This is a genomic window from 'Santalum album' aster yellows phytoplasma (assembly GCF_018283495.1).
In the GTDB taxonomy this organism is placed as follows: domain Bacteria; phylum Bacillota_I; class Bacilli_A; order Acholeplasmatales; family Acholeplasmataceae; genus Phytoplasma; species Phytoplasma asteris.
In genome coordinates, this window is the sequence record NZ_JAGVSK010000001.1 from 68,135 (window position 1) to 84,601 (window position 16,467).

13 protein-coding genes are annotated in these 16,467 nt (G+C 30.1%); all 13 read right to left on the reverse strand.

The window, feature by feature from the left end:
* Positions 1 to 6: 6 nt before the first annotated feature.
* Entirely contained in the window at positions 7 to 2,709 is a 2,703-nt protein-coding gene (ileS, locus tag KE631_RS00410) for an isoleucine--tRNA ligase (protein ID WP_212508920.1), read from the reverse strand.
* Between the two features lie 113 nt (positions 2,710 to 2,822).
* Positions 2,823 to 3,914 carry a redox-regulated ATPase YchF gene (ychF, locus tag KE631_RS00415; RefSeq protein ID WP_212508921.1) on the reverse strand — a complete coding sequence of 364 codons (1,092 nt, stop codon included), beginning with the start codon at positions 3,912 to 3,914 and terminating at the stop codon, positions 2,823 to 2,825.
* Between the two features lie 192 nt (positions 3,915 to 4,106).
* Complete coding sequence (gene rsgA, locus KE631_RS00420; protein WP_212508922.1) at positions 4,107 to 5,027, reverse strand: ribosome small subunit-dependent GTPase A; 921 nt, start codon at positions 5,025 to 5,027, stop codon at positions 4,107 to 4,109.
* Positions 5,028 to 5,505: 478 nt separating this feature from the next.
* Positions 5,506 to 6,756, reverse strand: a complete 1,251-nt coding sequence (glyA, locus tag KE631_RS00425; RefSeq protein ID WP_212508923.1) for a serine hydroxymethyltransferase — start codon at positions 6,754 to 6,756, stop codon at positions 5,506 to 5,508.
* Between the two features lie 92 nt (positions 6,757 to 6,848).
* Complete coding sequence (locus KE631_RS00430; RefSeq protein ID WP_249291042.1) at positions 6,849 to 7,895, reverse strand: energy-coupling factor transporter transmembrane component T; 1,047 nt, start codon at positions 7,893 to 7,895, stop codon at positions 6,849 to 6,851.
* A 12-nt stretch (positions 7,896 to 7,907) separates the two neighbouring features.
* Entirely contained in the window at positions 7,908 to 8,768 is an 861-nt protein-coding gene (locus KE631_RS00435) for an ATP-binding cassette domain-containing protein (RefSeq protein ID WP_212508925.1), read from the reverse strand.
* A complete protein-coding gene (locus KE631_RS00440; RefSeq protein WP_212508926.1) occupies positions 8,744 to 9,559 on the reverse strand; it encodes an ATP-binding cassette domain-containing protein in 816 nt (271 codons plus the stop codon). Before KE631_RS00440 ends, KE631_RS00435 begins: the two co-directional genes overlap by 25 nt.
* Before the next feature lie 207 nt (positions 9,560 to 9,766).
* Positions 9,767 to 11,455 carry a M3 family oligoendopeptidase gene (locus KE631_RS00445; RefSeq protein WP_212508927.1) on the reverse strand — a complete coding sequence of 563 codons (1,689 nt, stop codon included), beginning with the start codon at positions 11,453 to 11,455 and terminating at the stop codon, positions 9,767 to 9,769.
* 142 nt (positions 11,456 to 11,597) lie between these two features.
* The gene (locus tag KE631_RS00450) at positions 11,598 to 12,245 is read right to left on the reverse strand and encodes a hypothetical protein (RefSeq protein ID WP_212508928.1); all 648 of its coding nucleotides are present in this window, start codon (positions 12,243 to 12,245) and stop codon (positions 11,598 to 11,600) included.
* 101 nt (positions 12,246 to 12,346) lie between these two features.
* A complete protein-coding gene (locus KE631_RS00455; protein ID WP_212508929.1) occupies positions 12,347 to 13,027 on the reverse strand; it encodes a hypothetical protein in 681 nt (226 codons plus the stop codon).
* A gap of 375 nt (positions 13,028 to 13,402) precedes the next feature.
* Positions 13,403 to 14,410: a type I glyceraldehyde-3-phosphate dehydrogenase gene (gene gap, locus KE631_RS00460; RefSeq protein WP_212508930.1), complete on the reverse strand. Its 1,008-nt coding sequence runs from the start codon at positions 14,408 to 14,410 to the stop codon at positions 13,403 to 13,405.
* Between the two features lie 160 nt (positions 14,411 to 14,570).
* Positions 14,571 to 15,767 (reverse strand): phosphoglycerate kinase, encoded by a 1,197-nt coding sequence (locus KE631_RS00465; RefSeq protein ID WP_212508931.1) that lies wholly within the window; start codon positions 15,765 to 15,767, stop codon positions 14,571 to 14,573.
* A 165-nt stretch (positions 15,768 to 15,932) separates the two neighbouring features.
* The gene (locus KE631_RS00470; protein ID WP_212508932.1) at positions 15,933 to 16,370 is read right to left on the reverse strand and encodes a hypothetical protein; all 438 of its coding nucleotides are present in this window, start codon (positions 16,368 to 16,370) and stop codon (positions 15,933 to 15,935) included.
* Between the last annotated feature and the right edge of the window lie 97 nt (positions 16,371 to 16,467).

Genomic DNA, 16,467 nt, shown 5'->3' on the forward strand with positions numbered 1-16,467 from the left:
TTTCTTTTATTTTAATATATTTTGGCAACGCGTGCACAAAGGAGTAAGGGGTTTGGTGATTACTACATTCCAACATCTTTGACAAGCATACCCAGAAGCTTTGGCAACTTTAACATCAAAAGTATCTTTTAATTGAAGTGTTACTTTAGAGACTATAAAAAGTTGATGCAATTGATCTTTAATTTGTAAAACATCCAAAGCATGCATTTCTTCTTGGGTTAATGATAACGTAATATGGGCTTGCAAAGAAGAATTAATAAGCCCACTTTGTCTTGCTTTTTCCAAATATTGTAAAACGTTTTTTCTTAATGTTAAAAATTTATGATATTCTAATAAAAGATGAGAAGTTGGACGTGCTTTGAGTTGTGGCATTTTTTCTAAATAAATATCTTTTTCCACAGCAAAAGGAAAAAAGCCGTAAACTTCTGAAGTAGTGTGAGGAATAATTGGAGTTAAAACTTGTAAAAGCGATAATAACAAATCATAGATAGTTGATTGAATCATCTTTCTTTCTTTGTGATCTTCTTTTTCGATGTATAAAATATCTTTGGCAAAATCAAGATAAAAAGCACTGATTTTATTAGTAATGAAGGGGAATAGATGCCTTAAAACACCTTCAAAATTATAAGTATCATAAGAATGTAGTACGTTTTTTAACACTTCTTCAAAATCTAGCATCATTGCTTGATGGATAAAAGTTCTTTGTTCAAAGGCAATATAATTAGTATCTTTTTTAAAATTATCTAAATTACCTAACATAAAACGGAAGGTATTTCTAATTTTGCGATAAAGATCTTCTACTTGTTTTAAAATGGAAGGATTAATGCGCACATCAAGATTATAATTAGTGTTTGCAACCCATAAACGAATAATATCTGCTCCTTTTTGTTCAGCAACAGTTAATGGATCGATGACATTGCCCAAAGATTTAGACATTTTTTTGCCTTCACCATCAAAAACAAAACCATGAGTAATAACAGTTTTATAAGGAGCTTGATTTTGAGTGGCTACAGAAGTAATTAAAGAAGAATTAAACCAACCACGATATTGATCAGAGCCTTCCAAATAAACATCACTTTGTAAAACTTGATTACGTTTTTTAAAAACACTATAAGAAGTTCCTGAGTCAAACCAAACATCCATAATATCTAGTTCTTTGGTAAACAAATTGTTAGGACTTTGGGGATGAGTGTAGTTTTCAGGAAGTAGTTTTTTAACATCCCATTCATACCAAATATCCATTCCATGCTGTTCGAATAAATCAGCTACATGATTAATTAATTTTAAATCTAGAATGGGTTGATGAGTTTCGGTGTAAAAAATAGGAATGGGAACGCCCCAAGTTCTTTGACGACTAATATTCCAATCCTCACGATTAGTAATCATATTAGTCATTTTTAATTCTCCCCAACGTGGAATCCACTTAACTTTTTGGGTTTCTTCTAGCAAAAGAGATTTAATTTTTTTAATAGAGGCAAACCATTGAGGAAGTGCAAGAGAAATAACTGGTTTTTTAGTGCGCCAATCATGAGGATAGGAGTGCAAAATTACATCTGCTTTAAGCAAAGAATGGTCTTTTTCTAAATCAGAGATGATAGCTTCGTTGGCTTTGGTGTAAAATAGACCTTGATATTTGGAAACATCTGTCATCATACCTTTTTTATCAATACTACAAACAACATCTAAATTATATTTTTGACCTACTAAAAAATCGTCCAAACCGTGTCCTGGAGCGATATGGACTAGTCCTGTTCCTTCTTCATCCAAAACGTGTTGTGATAAAATTATTTTTCCGAATTTGGAAACAAGGTGATTTTGGTAAGTTAAATGTTCTAAGGTTTTTCCTTCAAAAATGGCAACAACTTTGATGTTTTCTTTGTTCCAAGCAAAAACTTTTTGAAGAAAAGGAATGTTTTTGGTTCCTACCAAATAGCGTTTTTGTAAAACTTCAATTAATTGATATTCTTTTTCGGGATGCACCGCAATTGCTACATTGGCAGGCAAAGTCCAAGGAGTAGTTGTCCAAATTACCAAAGCCACATTGTCAAAAATATCTAGTTTTTTCATGCTAAAAGCAACATAAACAGAAGGAGATTGGTGATTGTGGTACTCTAATTCTGCTTCTGCTAAAGCAGATTCTAAAGTAGGTGACCAATGAATGGGTTTGAGGGCTTTAAAAATTAAGCCTTTGTCAACCATTTGTCCAAAAATTCTTACCTGATCAGCAACAAAAGTTTTATTCAACGTTAAATAAGGATTTTGCCAATCTCCTAAAATACCTAATCTTTGAAATTGCTGTTTTTGATTATTAACATTTTCCAAGGCAAATTCTTGACATTTATCTAGGAAAGACTTTCTAGTAAAAGCATTTTTAGAAGTTTTTTTAAGAACTGCTGCCTCAATTGGCAAACCATGAGTATCCCAACCAGGAATTAAAGGAGTGTAAAAACCTTGCATACTACGAAAACGAACAATAAAATCTTTTAAAATTTTGTTTAAGGCGTGCCCCATATGAATATTGCCGTTAGCATAAGGAGGTCCATCGTGCAAAATAAAAGGGTTGTTGTCTTGATTTTGTTGTAATTTTTTTTGATATAAGTCAAGTGTTTGCCAATGTTTTTGAATGTTAATTTCGTTTTTGCCTAAATTTCCTTTCATAGGAAAATCAGTTTTTGGCATCAAAAGAGTTGTTTTATAATTTGTTGTCATATCTTTTTTATCTCCTTATTTTTAGGTTGTTAAATTGATAATTTGTTATTTGGGGGGGTTAAAGTTGAAAATAGAAAAAATCGAATTTCAAAATTAAAAGTTTGAATATTAAACTAAACATTAAATCTAAAAGTAATAATATCACCATCTTTAACTATGTATTCTTTGCCCTCAATGCGAACTTTGCCTTTTTCTTTGCTTTTTTGAAAAGTTTGGGCTTCTAATAAATCAAGGTAAGAAACAACTTCGGCTTTAATAAAACCTTTTTGTAAATCGGTGTGAATAATGCGGGCGCATTCGGGAGCTTTAAGACCTTTTTTAAAAGACCAAGCGCGAACTTCTTTAGGTCCTGCAGTAAAATAAGTTTGGAGACCTAAAAGAGCATAACTTTCTTGAATTAATTTAGTAAGCCCTGATTCTACAAGACCATAGTCCTTTAAAAAAAGTTGCTTTTCTGAAAAGTCTAAAGACGATATTTCTTTTTCTAATTGCACACACAAAGGAATTACTTTTTTGGATTCTTTAGTAGCATACGCTAAAACTTGTTGATAAAAAACGTTGGAATCCAAAGATAATAAATCATGTTCTTTAATGTTGGTTAAATAAAGGGAAGGTTTTAAAAACAACAAATTAAAGGTTTTGACAAGCTTTAATTCTTCATCCGAAAAAACCAAATTTTTTAAATCTTGGGTAGTTAAATGGGTTTTAATTTTGGTTAATAACGCTTTTTCTTGCAATAATTCTTTGTCAAGTTTATTTTTTTGTTTACCCAGTTTAAGTAAGCGTTTTTCAATTTGTTCTAAATCTGCTAAAGCTAGTTCTGTTTGAATAATATCAATTTCTTCTACAGGATTATTCGTTTCTGTCACATGAGCAATATTGGGGTCTTCAAAACATTTAACCACATGACAAATAGCATCTACATTGCGAATATGACTTAAAAATTGATTGCCAAGCCCTTCGCCTTTGGAAGCTCCCGCCACTAAACCTGCAATATCTTTGAATTCTATCAAAGCAGAAATAGTTTTTTGAGATTGAAAAATTTGAGATAAAGTTTGGAGACGCGAATCTGAAACTTCTACAATGCCAACATTAGGTTCGATAGTGGCAAAAGGATAATTAGCTTCTAAAACTTGCATTTTAGTTAAAGCATTAAATAAGGTAGATTTTCCCACATTTGGCAAACCAATAATTCCGACTTTCATTTTTGAGTTTCCTTATGGTATTTTATTTTGTAAAAAATAATTGATTGGTAAAAAAAGGGGGTGGTTTTTTGGTTGGGGGTAAAATGCGATTTTACAATTGTATAAAAAATAGATAAAATGCAATCTTGTAGCAATTCTTAAATTAAGTTCTAAAATGATGCTATAAAAAATGTGCAAAAAAATAAAAAATAACTAATATTTGAGTTGGTTTTTGATTTCTTCGTAAAAGCTCACATAATTTTGATATCGAAAGGGAAGTATTTTGCCGTTTTCTAAGGCTTTTTTAACGCCACATTTTTCTTCTTGCAAATGAAGACAACTTTCACCAAAAAAACAATCACAAACATGTTCTACAAAATCAGGATAAAAATTCTTTAAAGTCCTAGGGCAAAAAGTAGTTAAGTCTAGTTTGGAAAAACCAGGAGTATCAACAATAAATCCACCATTAAACTCGTATAATTGGGCGTTTTTGGTGGTATGTTTGCCTCTGCCAAGACTTTCAGAAATTTCTTGTGTTTTGAGTTTGGCATCTGGAATTAAGGCTTTGAGTAAGGTCGATTTTCCTACTCCGGTTTGTCCTGCCAAAACTGTAATTTGATTAGCAAAAATGTGTTTAAGGGCATCTATTCCTATTTTTTGCTTGGAGTTAATATAATAAAAGGGTTGAAATTTTTGGTAATAAGATAATTGTTGTTGCATTGTTGTAAGGTTTTCGGGTTCTAACAAATCTATTTTAGAAAAAACCAAAACTACATCTAATTTTTGTTGTTCTAAAATTAATAAAAACTTATCTAATAAAAAAAATTGAAAATTGGGCTTTACTAAGGAAAAAACTAGCAATACCTGGTCAATATTTGCAACATTAGGTCTTTTTAATTCATTTTTACGAGGCAAAATTGATTGAATTAAATAAGTATCACAAGAAAGTTCATAAAACACAATATCGCCTACTTTAATAATAAAGTCAGAGGCAGAACTATTTTCTTTTTGGGTAGTTTTGATATCAAGGGTTTTTAATTTGCCTCTTTTTTTAGCTTCCAAAATAATTTGAGTTTTTAAATCTTTAATATAATAAACTCCAGCCAAAAATCTTAATACTAAAGCTTTTTCCAAATAATAACTCCTTTTTATATTTTGAAATCTTTTTTAATTATTTTTTTCTTATTTTGTCTAAATTACTTTTTAAAAATTTTTAAATTGTCTGTGTGTGTGCGATAAAAAATGCTAGATACTAATTTATTCTAATTTGAGTAACTTTTTTATAATTAATTAAAAAAAACCTTAATTATTTTTATTATAACATATAAAAAAACAATAATTACATATAAAGATAAATGGGGTTTAAATAAGCAAAAGCAGAGTTTATTTGCTAATGTTTTTATGGGTGTGGCTTTGACAAATGGGATGTTTGTTGCAAAATAAAAAAGTTTTGGGGGGTGGCAAAAATTGTTACATAAAAAAGGAAGGACCCCTTAATAAAAAGGAGTCTTTTGTTAATGTTTTATTAATATTTTGTTAATGGAATTAGGCAAGAAAAAATGTAGGATTACAAAATAATTATTTTTATGTTTGAAAATAGGGATGTTGTTTTTTACTTATTAAATTTACTTAATAAAGCCAAAACTTGTTGTTTAATTTGGGCTAAATAAGATTCGTCGTCCAAGTGATTGATAGCTTTGTCCATCAAATCTGCAACTAAAATAAAATCATTTTCTCTAAAGCCTACTGTTGTCATAGCAGGTGTGCCAATTCTAATACCGCTTGTCACAAAAGGTTTTTCTTGATCAAAAGGAATGGTATTTTTGTTGACAACAATATTTATTTTTTCTAACATGTTTGCAATTTTGGATCCTGTAAACTCAGGATTTTTATGTTTAATATCAATTAAAAATAAATGATTATCAGTGCCTCCACTTACAATGCGATAACTTTTTTGTTGGAAGGCTTTAGCAAAAGTGTTTGCATTTTTGATAACTTGCTTTTGATATTCTTTAAAGGAAGGCATCATCGCTTCTTGAAAAGCAACAGCTTTAGCTGCAATAGTATGAATACAAGGTCCTCCTTGAATACCTGGAAAAATACCACGATTTATTTTTTTAAATACTTCTTCTTTATTGGTTAAAATCAAACCTCCACGCGGTCCTCTCAGCGTTTTGTGCATAGTAGAAGTAACAACATCGGCGTTAGCTTCAAAGGGACAAGGATGAAGCCCACAAGCAACTAAACCTGCAATATGGGCAATATCTGCCATTAAATAGGCATTAACTTCATCAGCAATTTGACGAAACTTTTTAAAATTAATAGTTTTAGAATAAGCCGAATATCCTGCAATAATTAATTTAGGTTTAACTTTTAAGGCAACTTTACGAATTTCATCATAATCAAGCATTTCAGTTTGGGGATTGACATTATAAAAATGAGCTTCATAAAAACCACCAGAAAAACTTAATTTATGACCGTGAGTAAGATGTCCTCCATCCATTAAAGATAATCCTAAAATTTTGTCACCAGGTTTTAATAAGGCTTGAAATGCTCCCATATTGGCTTGTGAACCTGAATGAGGTTGGACGTTTGCATATTTAGCACCAAACAGCTTGGTTGCTCTTTGAATGGCAATTTTTTCTATTTGATCTACATTTTTACAACCATTATAATATCTAGCTTGAGGATAACCTTCTGCATATTTGTTAGTCAAAATGCTTCCTTGGGCATCTAATACTGCTTGAGAAACAAAATTTTCCGAAGCAATTAATAAGATATTTTCTTTTTGTCTAATTTTTTCTTGTTCAATAAGATCAAAGATTTCTTGATCTTGGTCTTTTAATCCTAACTTTTGATTCATTTGGCACAACCTTTTTCTTTTTTTATTTTTGGGCATTCAATGTAATTATTGGAAAAACAAAATGTTTTATAAAAGCATTTACAAATACGAATTTATTTGATAAACAATAGAGCAAAAATGGTAGTTATGGTTATAAAATCAAGCATTTTCCAACGATAAGTAATCATTTTGGTGCGAGGAGCTCCCAAAACATAACCTCTTACTTCCATAGCATTAGAAATTACCAAAGACCTTTTAAAAACCAACACAAAAATAGGAACCAATAAGGCTAAAAGATGATTAATTCTTTTAAAAATATTTTTTTTGTGCAAATCCATGCCTCTTGCTGTCTGAGCTTTTAAAATTTTATTGGTTTCTTGCAATAAAAAAGAATTAGCCATAAAAATTAAAGAAAGCATCAAAGTAAAAGTTTCAGTAGAAATTTTGAGTTTTTTTAAAGGAGACAAAATAATATCTAGACCATCTTGAATTTCGATAAAAGAAGTTATTTTATTGAATAAAAAAAACAACATCACAATTAAAAACAATCTTGTCATAATAAAACAAATTCTTAGAAAAGAAGTCGTTTGCAATATATAATTTTTAGGTTTGCAACCCAAAATTTCTTGTATATTGGAAGGAAAATACGAAGGAATAACAAAGACGCACAAAAGCAAAAATAACAAATAAGATAATTTAAAGGGAATATATTTTTTAGTGAAATTATACAATAAAATACATATTAAAAACAACCAAAAAGAATGGATGGCATCATAACTTAAAATAGGAATTTGAGCTCGCATAAAAGCATTAAAAGAAGTATCTTCCGAAGGAACTAAATTTATTACCAAAGAAATAATAAAAACAAATCTTAAATGTTTAATTCTTTGCCAAAAATAACTCCAAGTTACTCCAAAAAAGAAACAAAGACTCATTAAAGCTACCACACAAAAAAGATAAAATAAAGTTATGCGTTTGGGGTTTGCAAAAATAAAAACTTGATTTGGAGCAATATTTTCAACATTAATGGGCAATTTTAAAATAAAAACTAACAGCAACACAAAAGCAAGAATTTTGATAGAAGGATGGAGTTGGTACAAAAAACAACGCGATAAAGAGGGGTGGGATAAATTATTATTTGTAAAATCATTATTTTTCATCAATAATACCTTTTAACAATAAAATTCTTTTAAATATTGGGCAAGGGTGCTAAAACAATAGTGTGCTTGAAAGGGGATTCCTAAAGTTTGATTTAAATGTTTTAAAATTTTAAAAGTATCAGGAATATCTAAGTTAAATTGCTCAAATCGGGGGTGTTCAAAAAAAGTTTCTTTTGTGCCATCAAAAAGCAATTTTCCTTGAGACAAAACCAAAACACGTTTTGCATATTGGGCAACCAAATTCATATCATGAGTAATAATGATAATAGTTTTGTGAAATGTTTGATGCAAAATTTGTAAAAAATCCATAATATCAGAGCTACTTTCCAAATCCAGACCGCGTGTAGGTTCATCAAGGATTAAAATATCAGGCTGTATGGCTAAAATACCTGCAATAGCGACTTTTCTTTGTTGTCCGTCACTAATTTGAAAGGGAGATTTTTGATGTAAAGCGGGAGGAATGTTGATTTGTTCTAAAGTTTTGAAAGCTTGCTTTTGGGCTTGTTGTTTGTTATTTAAAAAAACTTCAGCACCAAACATTACATCTTTTAAAACAGTTATTTCAAATAATTGATATTCAGGGAATTGGAAAACTAAACCTACTTTTTGGCGCAAGGGCACTAAGAGTTCTTTTTTTGTTTTAGAAGTTATGGTAGTGCCACAAACTGTTACTTTTCCTATATTTGTGGTAAGCAAAGCATTCATTAATTGCACTAAGGTCGATTTGCCTGAACCGGTTTTCCCCACTAAAGCAATAAATTCATTTTGAGAATTGATTTTTAAATTAATGTCAGATAAAGTGGCAGTAGTTTTTTGGGGGGGGTGGGGTGGTTTTTTATAATAAAAGTTTACTTTTTCAAATTGTATTGCCATAAAATATCCTTTAAATTTTCTAACATTTGATTATTTTTAATATTTTTAGTGGTGCTGTCTTTTAAAATTTCATAGTAAAGCTCTAATGATAAAGGAGGTTTTAATTTATATTGTTGCAAAAATAAAGGGTCTTGAAAAAGGTTTTGGGGTGGGGTTTGGGTAATTAATTTTCCTTGATCAAGAACAATAATTTCATCACTTTTGGCAGCAAACTCTAAATCATGAGTAATGGTAATCAAAATTTTATTTTTAATGGTTTGAATAATTTTTTGCACTTCCAAAGCGCCTTGAGGATCTAAAAAAGAAGTTACTTCATCAAAGATAATAATTTCGGGCTCCATCGCTAAAATGGAGGCAATTGCTACACGTTGTTTTTGTCCCCCTGAAAGTTGATTCACGTTTGTGTCCAATAAATCATCTATTTTTACCATTTTGGCATATTGCCAAACTTTGGCTATAATTTCTTCTCTACAAACATTATAATTTTCCAATCCAAACGCAATATCTTCTCTTACAGTAAGTCCTGTAAACTGATAATCAGGATTTTGGAAAACCATACCTATTTTAGGTCGCAAAAGGGGCAAATTTTTTTCATTTAAAACGATATTGTCAATTAAAATTTGTCCTTTGGTACAAGAAAGCAGCCCTGCTAAAATTTTGGCTAAAGTAGATTTTCCCGAGCCATTATGACCAACAATAGAAACCCAAGAATTATTTTGAATGGTTAAATTAAGATCTTTGAGAATAGGATTAAAACCGTAATAAAAAGTTAAATTTTGAATAGATATCATAACTTTAAATTTTTCTTTCTTTCTTTCTTTGTTTGTTTGTTTGGTAGTTTTGATGGGGCATTTTTGAGGTAGTTGATTTATTTCGAGGGGAGGTTAGTTTGAAAAAGGCAAAACCACTTTTGCAACGAATCGCAAATCGTAATATAAGATATAAAATAAGATTGAGTTTTTGTGGAAAGAGTGAAAAATTGTTATAAAATGGTGTAATTAAAATTTAGTATCATCAATTTTTTGCAAATAACAAGTTACAAAAGAAACAATGTTTTTTAAGCGATTAGGTTCAAAAGGATTAGTAAGTCCTGTAGTTTTTAAAAGGTTTAAAAAAGTTTGTGAACCGCCTAATTGACATAATTTTAAGTACTTTTGCCAAGTATTGGAATAATCTTGCTTGCTTAAAAGCCAAATTTCTAAAGCACAAACTTGGGCTAAAGTATAGTCAATGTAGTAAAAAGGAGTAGAAAAAATGTGGCTTTGACGGAACCAAAAAGTACCTTTTTCTAAAAAAGGATCGTCTTCATAAGTTTCTAACAACAAATATTTTTTTTCCAAATTACGCCAACACTCTTTTCTTTGAGCAGGAGTCATTTGAGGATTTTGATAAACTTCATGTTGAAAATGATCCACTAAAGCACCATAAAGTAAGAAATTAAGGGATTGAGATAAATGTAGAAATTGATATTTGTCTACATCTTGGGCAAAAAAATCTTTTACCCACGGATAAGCTAAAAATTCCATTCCCATAGAACTAATTTCAGCTGCTTCAAAAGTAGGCCAACGATACTCAGGAATTAAATGACGACTTTGATAAACTTGGAAGGCGTGTCCTATTTCGTGAGTCAAAACATCTACATCATAACTTGTGCCATTAAAATTAGCAAAAACAAAAGGAGCGCTATATTTAGGAAGGTAAGTACAGTATCCACCGCCTATTTTGTTGGGTTTGCTATCTAGGTCTAATAGATTTTTTTCTAAGAGAAAATCAAAAAATAATTTGGTTTGGAGAGACATTGCATGATACATTTTTTTTGCTTGGGTTAACTGAAAATCAACTCCTCTTTGAGGTTTGGGATTGCCACTTGAAAAATTAAAATTTTTGTCATAACTTTCCAATTTAGCAATACCTAAACGTTTGGATTTACGTTTTTGAGTCATGGTATAAAACGGCAAAACATATTTTAAAATGTTGGCGCGATAATCTGCAATTTGGTTAGCATCGTAATCAGTGCGTCCTAAAAGATCATAACCTAAGGCAACGAAATTGGAATATCCCAATATTTGAGCCATCTTGGTTCGTGTTTGGACTAATTGGTCATAAATAAGGTCATATTCTTGCTCATTTTTAGCAAAAAATTGCGAAACAGCTAATTGGGCATTTTTTCTAGTTTGCCTTTGGGACGATTCCAAAAAAGGAGCCATTTGGCTTAAATTATAAAGTTTGCCTTCAAAAGCAACAGAAGGATCAGAAATTAATTTTTGATATTTGGTTGTTAAAGTATTTTCTTCTTGTAAATAAGGAATAATTTTAGGGTCAAATGTTTTTAAAAATAGTTTGGTTTGGTCAAATAACAGGGGCCCAAATTCTTGTACTAAGGCGTCATAATGTTTACTTTTTACCATAGTTTGGCTAAATTGATGTTGTAATTCGGTTAGCAAAGGGACATTTTGGTCACAAAAATGTTTTTCTTGTTGATAAAAAGTATCTTTTACATCTAGGCTATGCCTAATTTCTGCCAAAGTAAACATGGAATTGATTTCATCCATTAATGAATTAAGACGGTTAATAATTTTAATTTGTTCTGGTAAGGAAGCATCCAAAAAAGCCTCTATCATAGGCAAAATAGTTTGTTTGTTTTTAACAATATCCACTCTTTGATATTCAAAATCTTGAAATTTCACTTTGGTTTAATCCTATCTTTTTAATTTTTATGAAAAATATCTAAATAGCAACGGCGTGGCAAGTTTAATTTTATTTATGTTAGTTTGAAAAAATATTTTATTGTCGAATAACTACATTTTAATTATAAACTAATAAATTTGATTATTTCTTATAAAATTCGTAAGTATCTGCTAAAAATTGCAATCTTTTAAACAGCTCTTTTAAAAGGATAACTACAAAAAGGGAAGTCACAAAGACAAGGGGCAAAGCAATAAAGAGCCCTTTATTTACCATAGTTGTTGCAATTTGTTGGATGGTAATATCTTGGGAAAAAATATTTATTTCGGCTGTCCACCACCATTTTAAAATTACATACCAATATAATGTTTGATATAAAGCTGATAACATGACAACAACTAAATACATTTTTAAAAAATTATCTTGGGGTCTTAACAACAAACCAGGTAATAATCCAAACGATAAAACACAAGCTAAATTAGCAATCAGTTCAAACTGATAACCAAATTCATAACCATATCCTACAAAATATCCAATTGTTTCAGCCAAACAAGCACCCAGGCAAGAAAGATGCCAAGGAACATAAAAAGACATTACAATTAAAGGTAAAAAACGCACATAGACAAGAATATTTACATCTATATGAATAAAATGAAACCCTGGAAAGGATGTTGTTTTATCTGGGAATATAATTTGTAGTATTTTAGATAAAACAATAGATAAGGAAGTTAAAAAAGAAGTTAGGATAATTTGTCTTAAAAGTTTTGGATTGCGATTAAAATTATTATTCATAGTTTTTCTCTTTTCTTTGTGTATGTAATTTTATTATTTATATTGAATTAATAAAATGTTCTTTGACAACATTGAGGAAAAAAGAGGAGGGGGGGCAAAAATTATCTATAATAGTTAAGGTAAGTTTTAATTCTAGGATTTAAGAAAAATAAAAAAATAAAAATAAAGATAAAAGTAGCAAAAACGGGGATTAAATTATAACAAAAACACCAAATAATAGGGTAGTTGATTAGGGGAGCTAAAAAGGGGAAATAATTTTGTTTATTTGCAATAAGGGGCAACCAAATAAAATAAGAAGCCAAACATTTAAAAGCAAAAACAGAGGCAAAAACTATTAATAAATTAAGTAAAATGCTTTTATAATTATCAAAATATTTTAAATTAGGGGTATAAAAAACAAAAGAAAGACTATAAGATAAATCAACTAAAAGATAATCCAAAAGTAAAACTGCAATTTGTTGTAAGGAGCGCATTTTTTGGGCTTGCATATAAGCTAAAATATTGTTGGATTCACTTAAAAAAATAGCTTTAAATAGATGAAATAAGGCATAAAGAGTACAAAAAAGAAAGCTATGTTTTTTGCCTAATAAAAAACCAATTAAAATTAAGGGAAGGAGAGAAACTTTAATAAAAGAGCCAATATTTGCTCCCATTTTGGCAATCCCTAACTTATCATAAGCAAATTCTAACACAATTGTGAATCCTAACAAAATAGAAGCAATAATGTGTTTTTGCAAGGGGGAGAAAAAAACTTTTGTTTCTTTGTTGTTGGTTTTTAGCATATGAGATTAATTTCTTTCTAAAGAAATATCAAAATTACTTTTCATCAGGCAAAGTAATAATTGGGGTAAAAAAATAAAATAAAGGTGAAGGGAGGGTATTTTTAGCAAGGGAATAATTATTGGTTTTGATAATATTTTATAATAATATAATGTTGCAAATAAAAATATAAACTAAGGGAAAAAAGTGGAGAAAAAATAGTGGGATGATCGCCAATAGAAAATCATTAATAAAAGATATTGATAATAAATTTAATTAATAATAAAGTGATAACAATATTTTTGAAGAGTTGCAAAGGAGAGAATAAAGAAAATAGACCACTTTCAAAAAAATGATCTAAGGAGTTTTATTTGTAATAAAGATAGGTTCAAAAAGGATTAAACTAAAGTTGCTACTTTGTGAAGCAATCTTACTAATTGACTAACATAACTCATTTCATTGTCATACCAAGACATTAATTTAATAAATTTAGGTTTTTCTTTGAGGACTTGCAAAGTGTGAGAATCATATAAAGAACCATAACTTGTTCCAATAACATCTGAGGAAACAATAGGATCTGTAACGTAGGCTAGGGTTTCATTAGCAGCTTTTTTGAAAGCTTCATTGATGGCTTCTGGAGTAGCTTCTTGAGTCAGTTCTGCGGTAAGGTCAACTAAAGATCCTGCAATTGTAGGAACTCTAATTGCTGTACCATCTAGTTTTCCTTTTAATTCAGGAATAACTAAACTAATAGCTTTGGCAGCTCCAGTAGAACTTGGCACCATATTAAAGGCTGCAGCTCTACCGCGACGTGTCCAAATGCCTTTGGGATGGTTTTGATCAATTAAACTTTGGTCACTGGTATAACTATGAACGGTAGTCATAAAAGCTTGGTTGATGCCGAAGTTGTCATTTAAGACTTTAACAACGGGCGCCAAACAGTTAGTAGTGCAAGAAGCCCCGCTTACAATGGCATCTTCTTTAGTAAGTATTTGGTCATTAACATTGTAAACAACTGTTTTTACATCCCCAGTAGCAGGAGCACTAATTAACACTTTTTTAGCTCCAGCTTCTAAATGAAGAGCTGCTTTTTCTTTGCTAGTAAAAAAACCTGTACATTCTAAAACAATATCTACTCCTAGTTTTTTCCAAGGTAAAACTTGAGGATTTTTTTCTTGAAACACAGGAATTTTTTGTCCTTCAACTACTAAATAGTTGTCTTCAAAACTAACAGCGTCTAATTTGTAAGGTTTTTGAATGCTGTCGTATTTTAATAAATAAGAAATAGTTTCTAAAGTTGCTAAATCATTGATAGCTACTACTTCAAATTTAGGATTTCCAAAAACAAGACGAAAGGCTAATTTACCGATACGCCCAAAACCATTAATTGCTACTTTAACTTTCATAATTAATTAAACCTCTTTTTCTTTTTTTATCCTTTTTTAATGTAAATGATGGATCTATTTGTTGGTTGTGTGGATTGTTTTATTTTGTGATGTTTGTAATATTTGGTAATTTGAAGAATAATAATGATCAAAAAATAAAATAAAAATAGGGGAGTTGTGATTACAGTTTCTCCATACATGCAAGCCCTGGCATTGGTTTTCCTTCTAAAAATTCTAAAAAAGCGCCTCCACCCGTAGAAATATGGCTGAAATTTTGATCTAGACCGAATTTAAAGACTGCAGCAGCGCTATCGCCACCACCAATAATGGTAGTTGTATTGGGCGAAAGATTGCTTATTGTTTGGGCTAAAGCTTTGGTTCCTTTAGAAAATTGTTCAAATTCAAACACTCCTACAGGACCATTCCAAACAACTGTTTGAGCCGTTTGTAAATACGTTTTGAAAAGTTCAATTGTTTGAGGTCCGATATCAAGTCCCATTACATCATCAGAAATATTATCATAACTATAAACAGCTGCTTGTGTTGTTGGCGAAAATTCTTTGCCACAAACAAAATCTTTAGGTAAAACGATTTTTTTGACTTCTGGAGAAGCTAATAATTCTTTTACTAAAGGGATTTTGTCTGCTTCTAACAAACTAGTTCCTATGTTAAAACATTTGGCTTTAAGACAAGTATAGCTCATTCCTCCACCTATCAAAAGAACATCAACTTTTTGCAAAAGACTACGAATAACTCCAATTTTGTCAGATACTTTGGAGCCACCCAAAACAGCAACCAAAGGTCTTTGAGGAGTTTGGACAATTTTTTTGAGAAAAGATATTTCTTTTTCGACCAAAAAACCAAAGCATTTTTCTTTGATATATGTTGCAATACCTACATTAGAAGCGTGGGTGCGATGGCATGTACCAAAAGCATCATTGACAAAAACATCACCTAAAGATGCCCAATATTTGCCTAATTCGGGGTCGTTTTTACTTTCTTTTTTGAAAGGAACATCTTCAAAACGAGTATTTTGGACTACTAAAACATCCCCTGGAAGCATCTGGCCAACAGCTTGATTTAAGGTGTTGCCTTGAGTTTCTGGAACAAACTTTACTTTTTGTTGCAAATAAAAAGCAATTTTTTCAGCTACCACTTGCAAGCTAAAATGGGCTTTATCAGCTTCAGTTTTAACGCGTCCCAAATGAGAAAAAATAATAACTTTAGCTTTTTGCTGAACTAAATATTTTAAAGTAGGTAAAATAGCCTTAATTCTGTTGTCATCTGTGATAACGCTGTTTTCTAAAGGAACATTTAGGTCTGCTCGCAATAAAACTTTTTTATTTGTAATATTCATATTAGTTAAGGATTTTGTCATGCATTTATGCCTTTCACTTAGGAAATATTAATTATTTTTAAGTTATTTTTAATCTAAATTAGTAAATAGTTTGTTTGAATGGTTAATTTTATTTTTTTGTTGTTTTATTTTATTTATTTTATCCATCGTTTAGAGGAATAATGATTTTTAAATATTGGTATTATTTTATCGTTTATGTTTTTTAATTTTTTCAATTGTTGATTCTGGCAATTCGTCTTTAATGGCATTTAGTTCTTCTAAGTATTGGTCAAGTTCGCCTTCTATAAGGTTGTATTTGCGATTGGTAAAAGCTCCTATTACAAAAGTTAAAAACATTTCGCCTCCCATTAACCGTTGCTTTTCAAAATCATCAATTCTTTCCACAATAAATTGAATTTTTAAAGAAAACTGTTCTTTTAGTTTAAAATTATCGCATTCAATTAACCTAATTTTAATATCTTTAATTAACCACTTAATAAAACAACGTTTAGTTTCAATTTTTTTGCCTTTAAAATAACTGCGCAAGGTTAAAATACCCACAACAATAGGTACAAGTGTTTTAATTGCTAATAACACAATAACTATGGTATTGTTGGTGTTCATATTTGTATTAGAACTTGCCATATTTTGGACCTTTCTTCTCTAAAATGTAAAAAAGAAATTTTTTATAATTGTAGCTATATTTTCTTAAGGGAAAGATTTAAAATTGGGAAATATTGAT

Excerpts from the sequence above, each read along its gene's own strand:
- ileS (WP_212508920.1), bottom strand. The coding sequence starts at position 2,709 with ATGACAACAAATTATAAAACAACTCTTTTGATGCCAAAAACTGATTTT.
- ychF (WP_212508921.1), bottom strand. The coding sequence starts at position 3,914 with ATGAAAGTCGGAATTATTGGTTTGCCAAATGTGGGAAAATCTACCTTA.
- glyA (WP_212508923.1), bottom strand. The coding sequence starts at position 6,756 with ATGAATCAAAAGTTAGGATTAAAAGACCAAGATCAAGAAATCTTTGAT.
- KE631_RS00430 (WP_249291042.1), bottom strand. The coding sequence starts at position 7,895 with ATGAAAAATAATGATTTTACAAATAATAATTTATCCCACCCCTCTTTA.
- KE631_RS00435 (WP_212508925.1), bottom strand. The coding sequence starts at position 8,768 with ATGGCAATACAATTTGAAAAAGTAAACTTTTATTATAAAAAACCACCC.
- KE631_RS00440 (WP_212508926.1), bottom strand. The coding sequence starts at position 9,559 with ATGATATCTATTCAAAATTTAACTTTTTATTACGGTTTTAATCCTATT.
- KE631_RS00450 (WP_212508928.1), bottom strand. The coding sequence starts at position 12,245 with ATGAATAATAATTTTAATCGCAATCCAAAACTTTTAAGACAAATTATC.
- KE631_RS00455 (WP_212508929.1), bottom strand. The coding sequence starts at position 13,027 with ATGCTAAAAACCAACAACAAAGAAACAAAAGTTTTTTTCTCCCCCTTG.
- gap (WP_212508930.1), bottom strand. The coding sequence starts at position 14,410 with ATGAAAGTTAAAGTAGCAATTAATGGTTTTGGGCGTATCGGTAAATTA.
- KE631_RS00465 (WP_212508931.1), bottom strand. The coding sequence starts at position 15,767 with ATGACAAAATCCTTAACTAATATGAATATTACAAATAAAAAAGTTTTA.
- KE631_RS00470 (WP_212508932.1), bottom strand. The coding sequence starts at position 16,370 with ATGGCAAGTTCTAATACAAATATGAACACCAACAATACCATAGTTATT.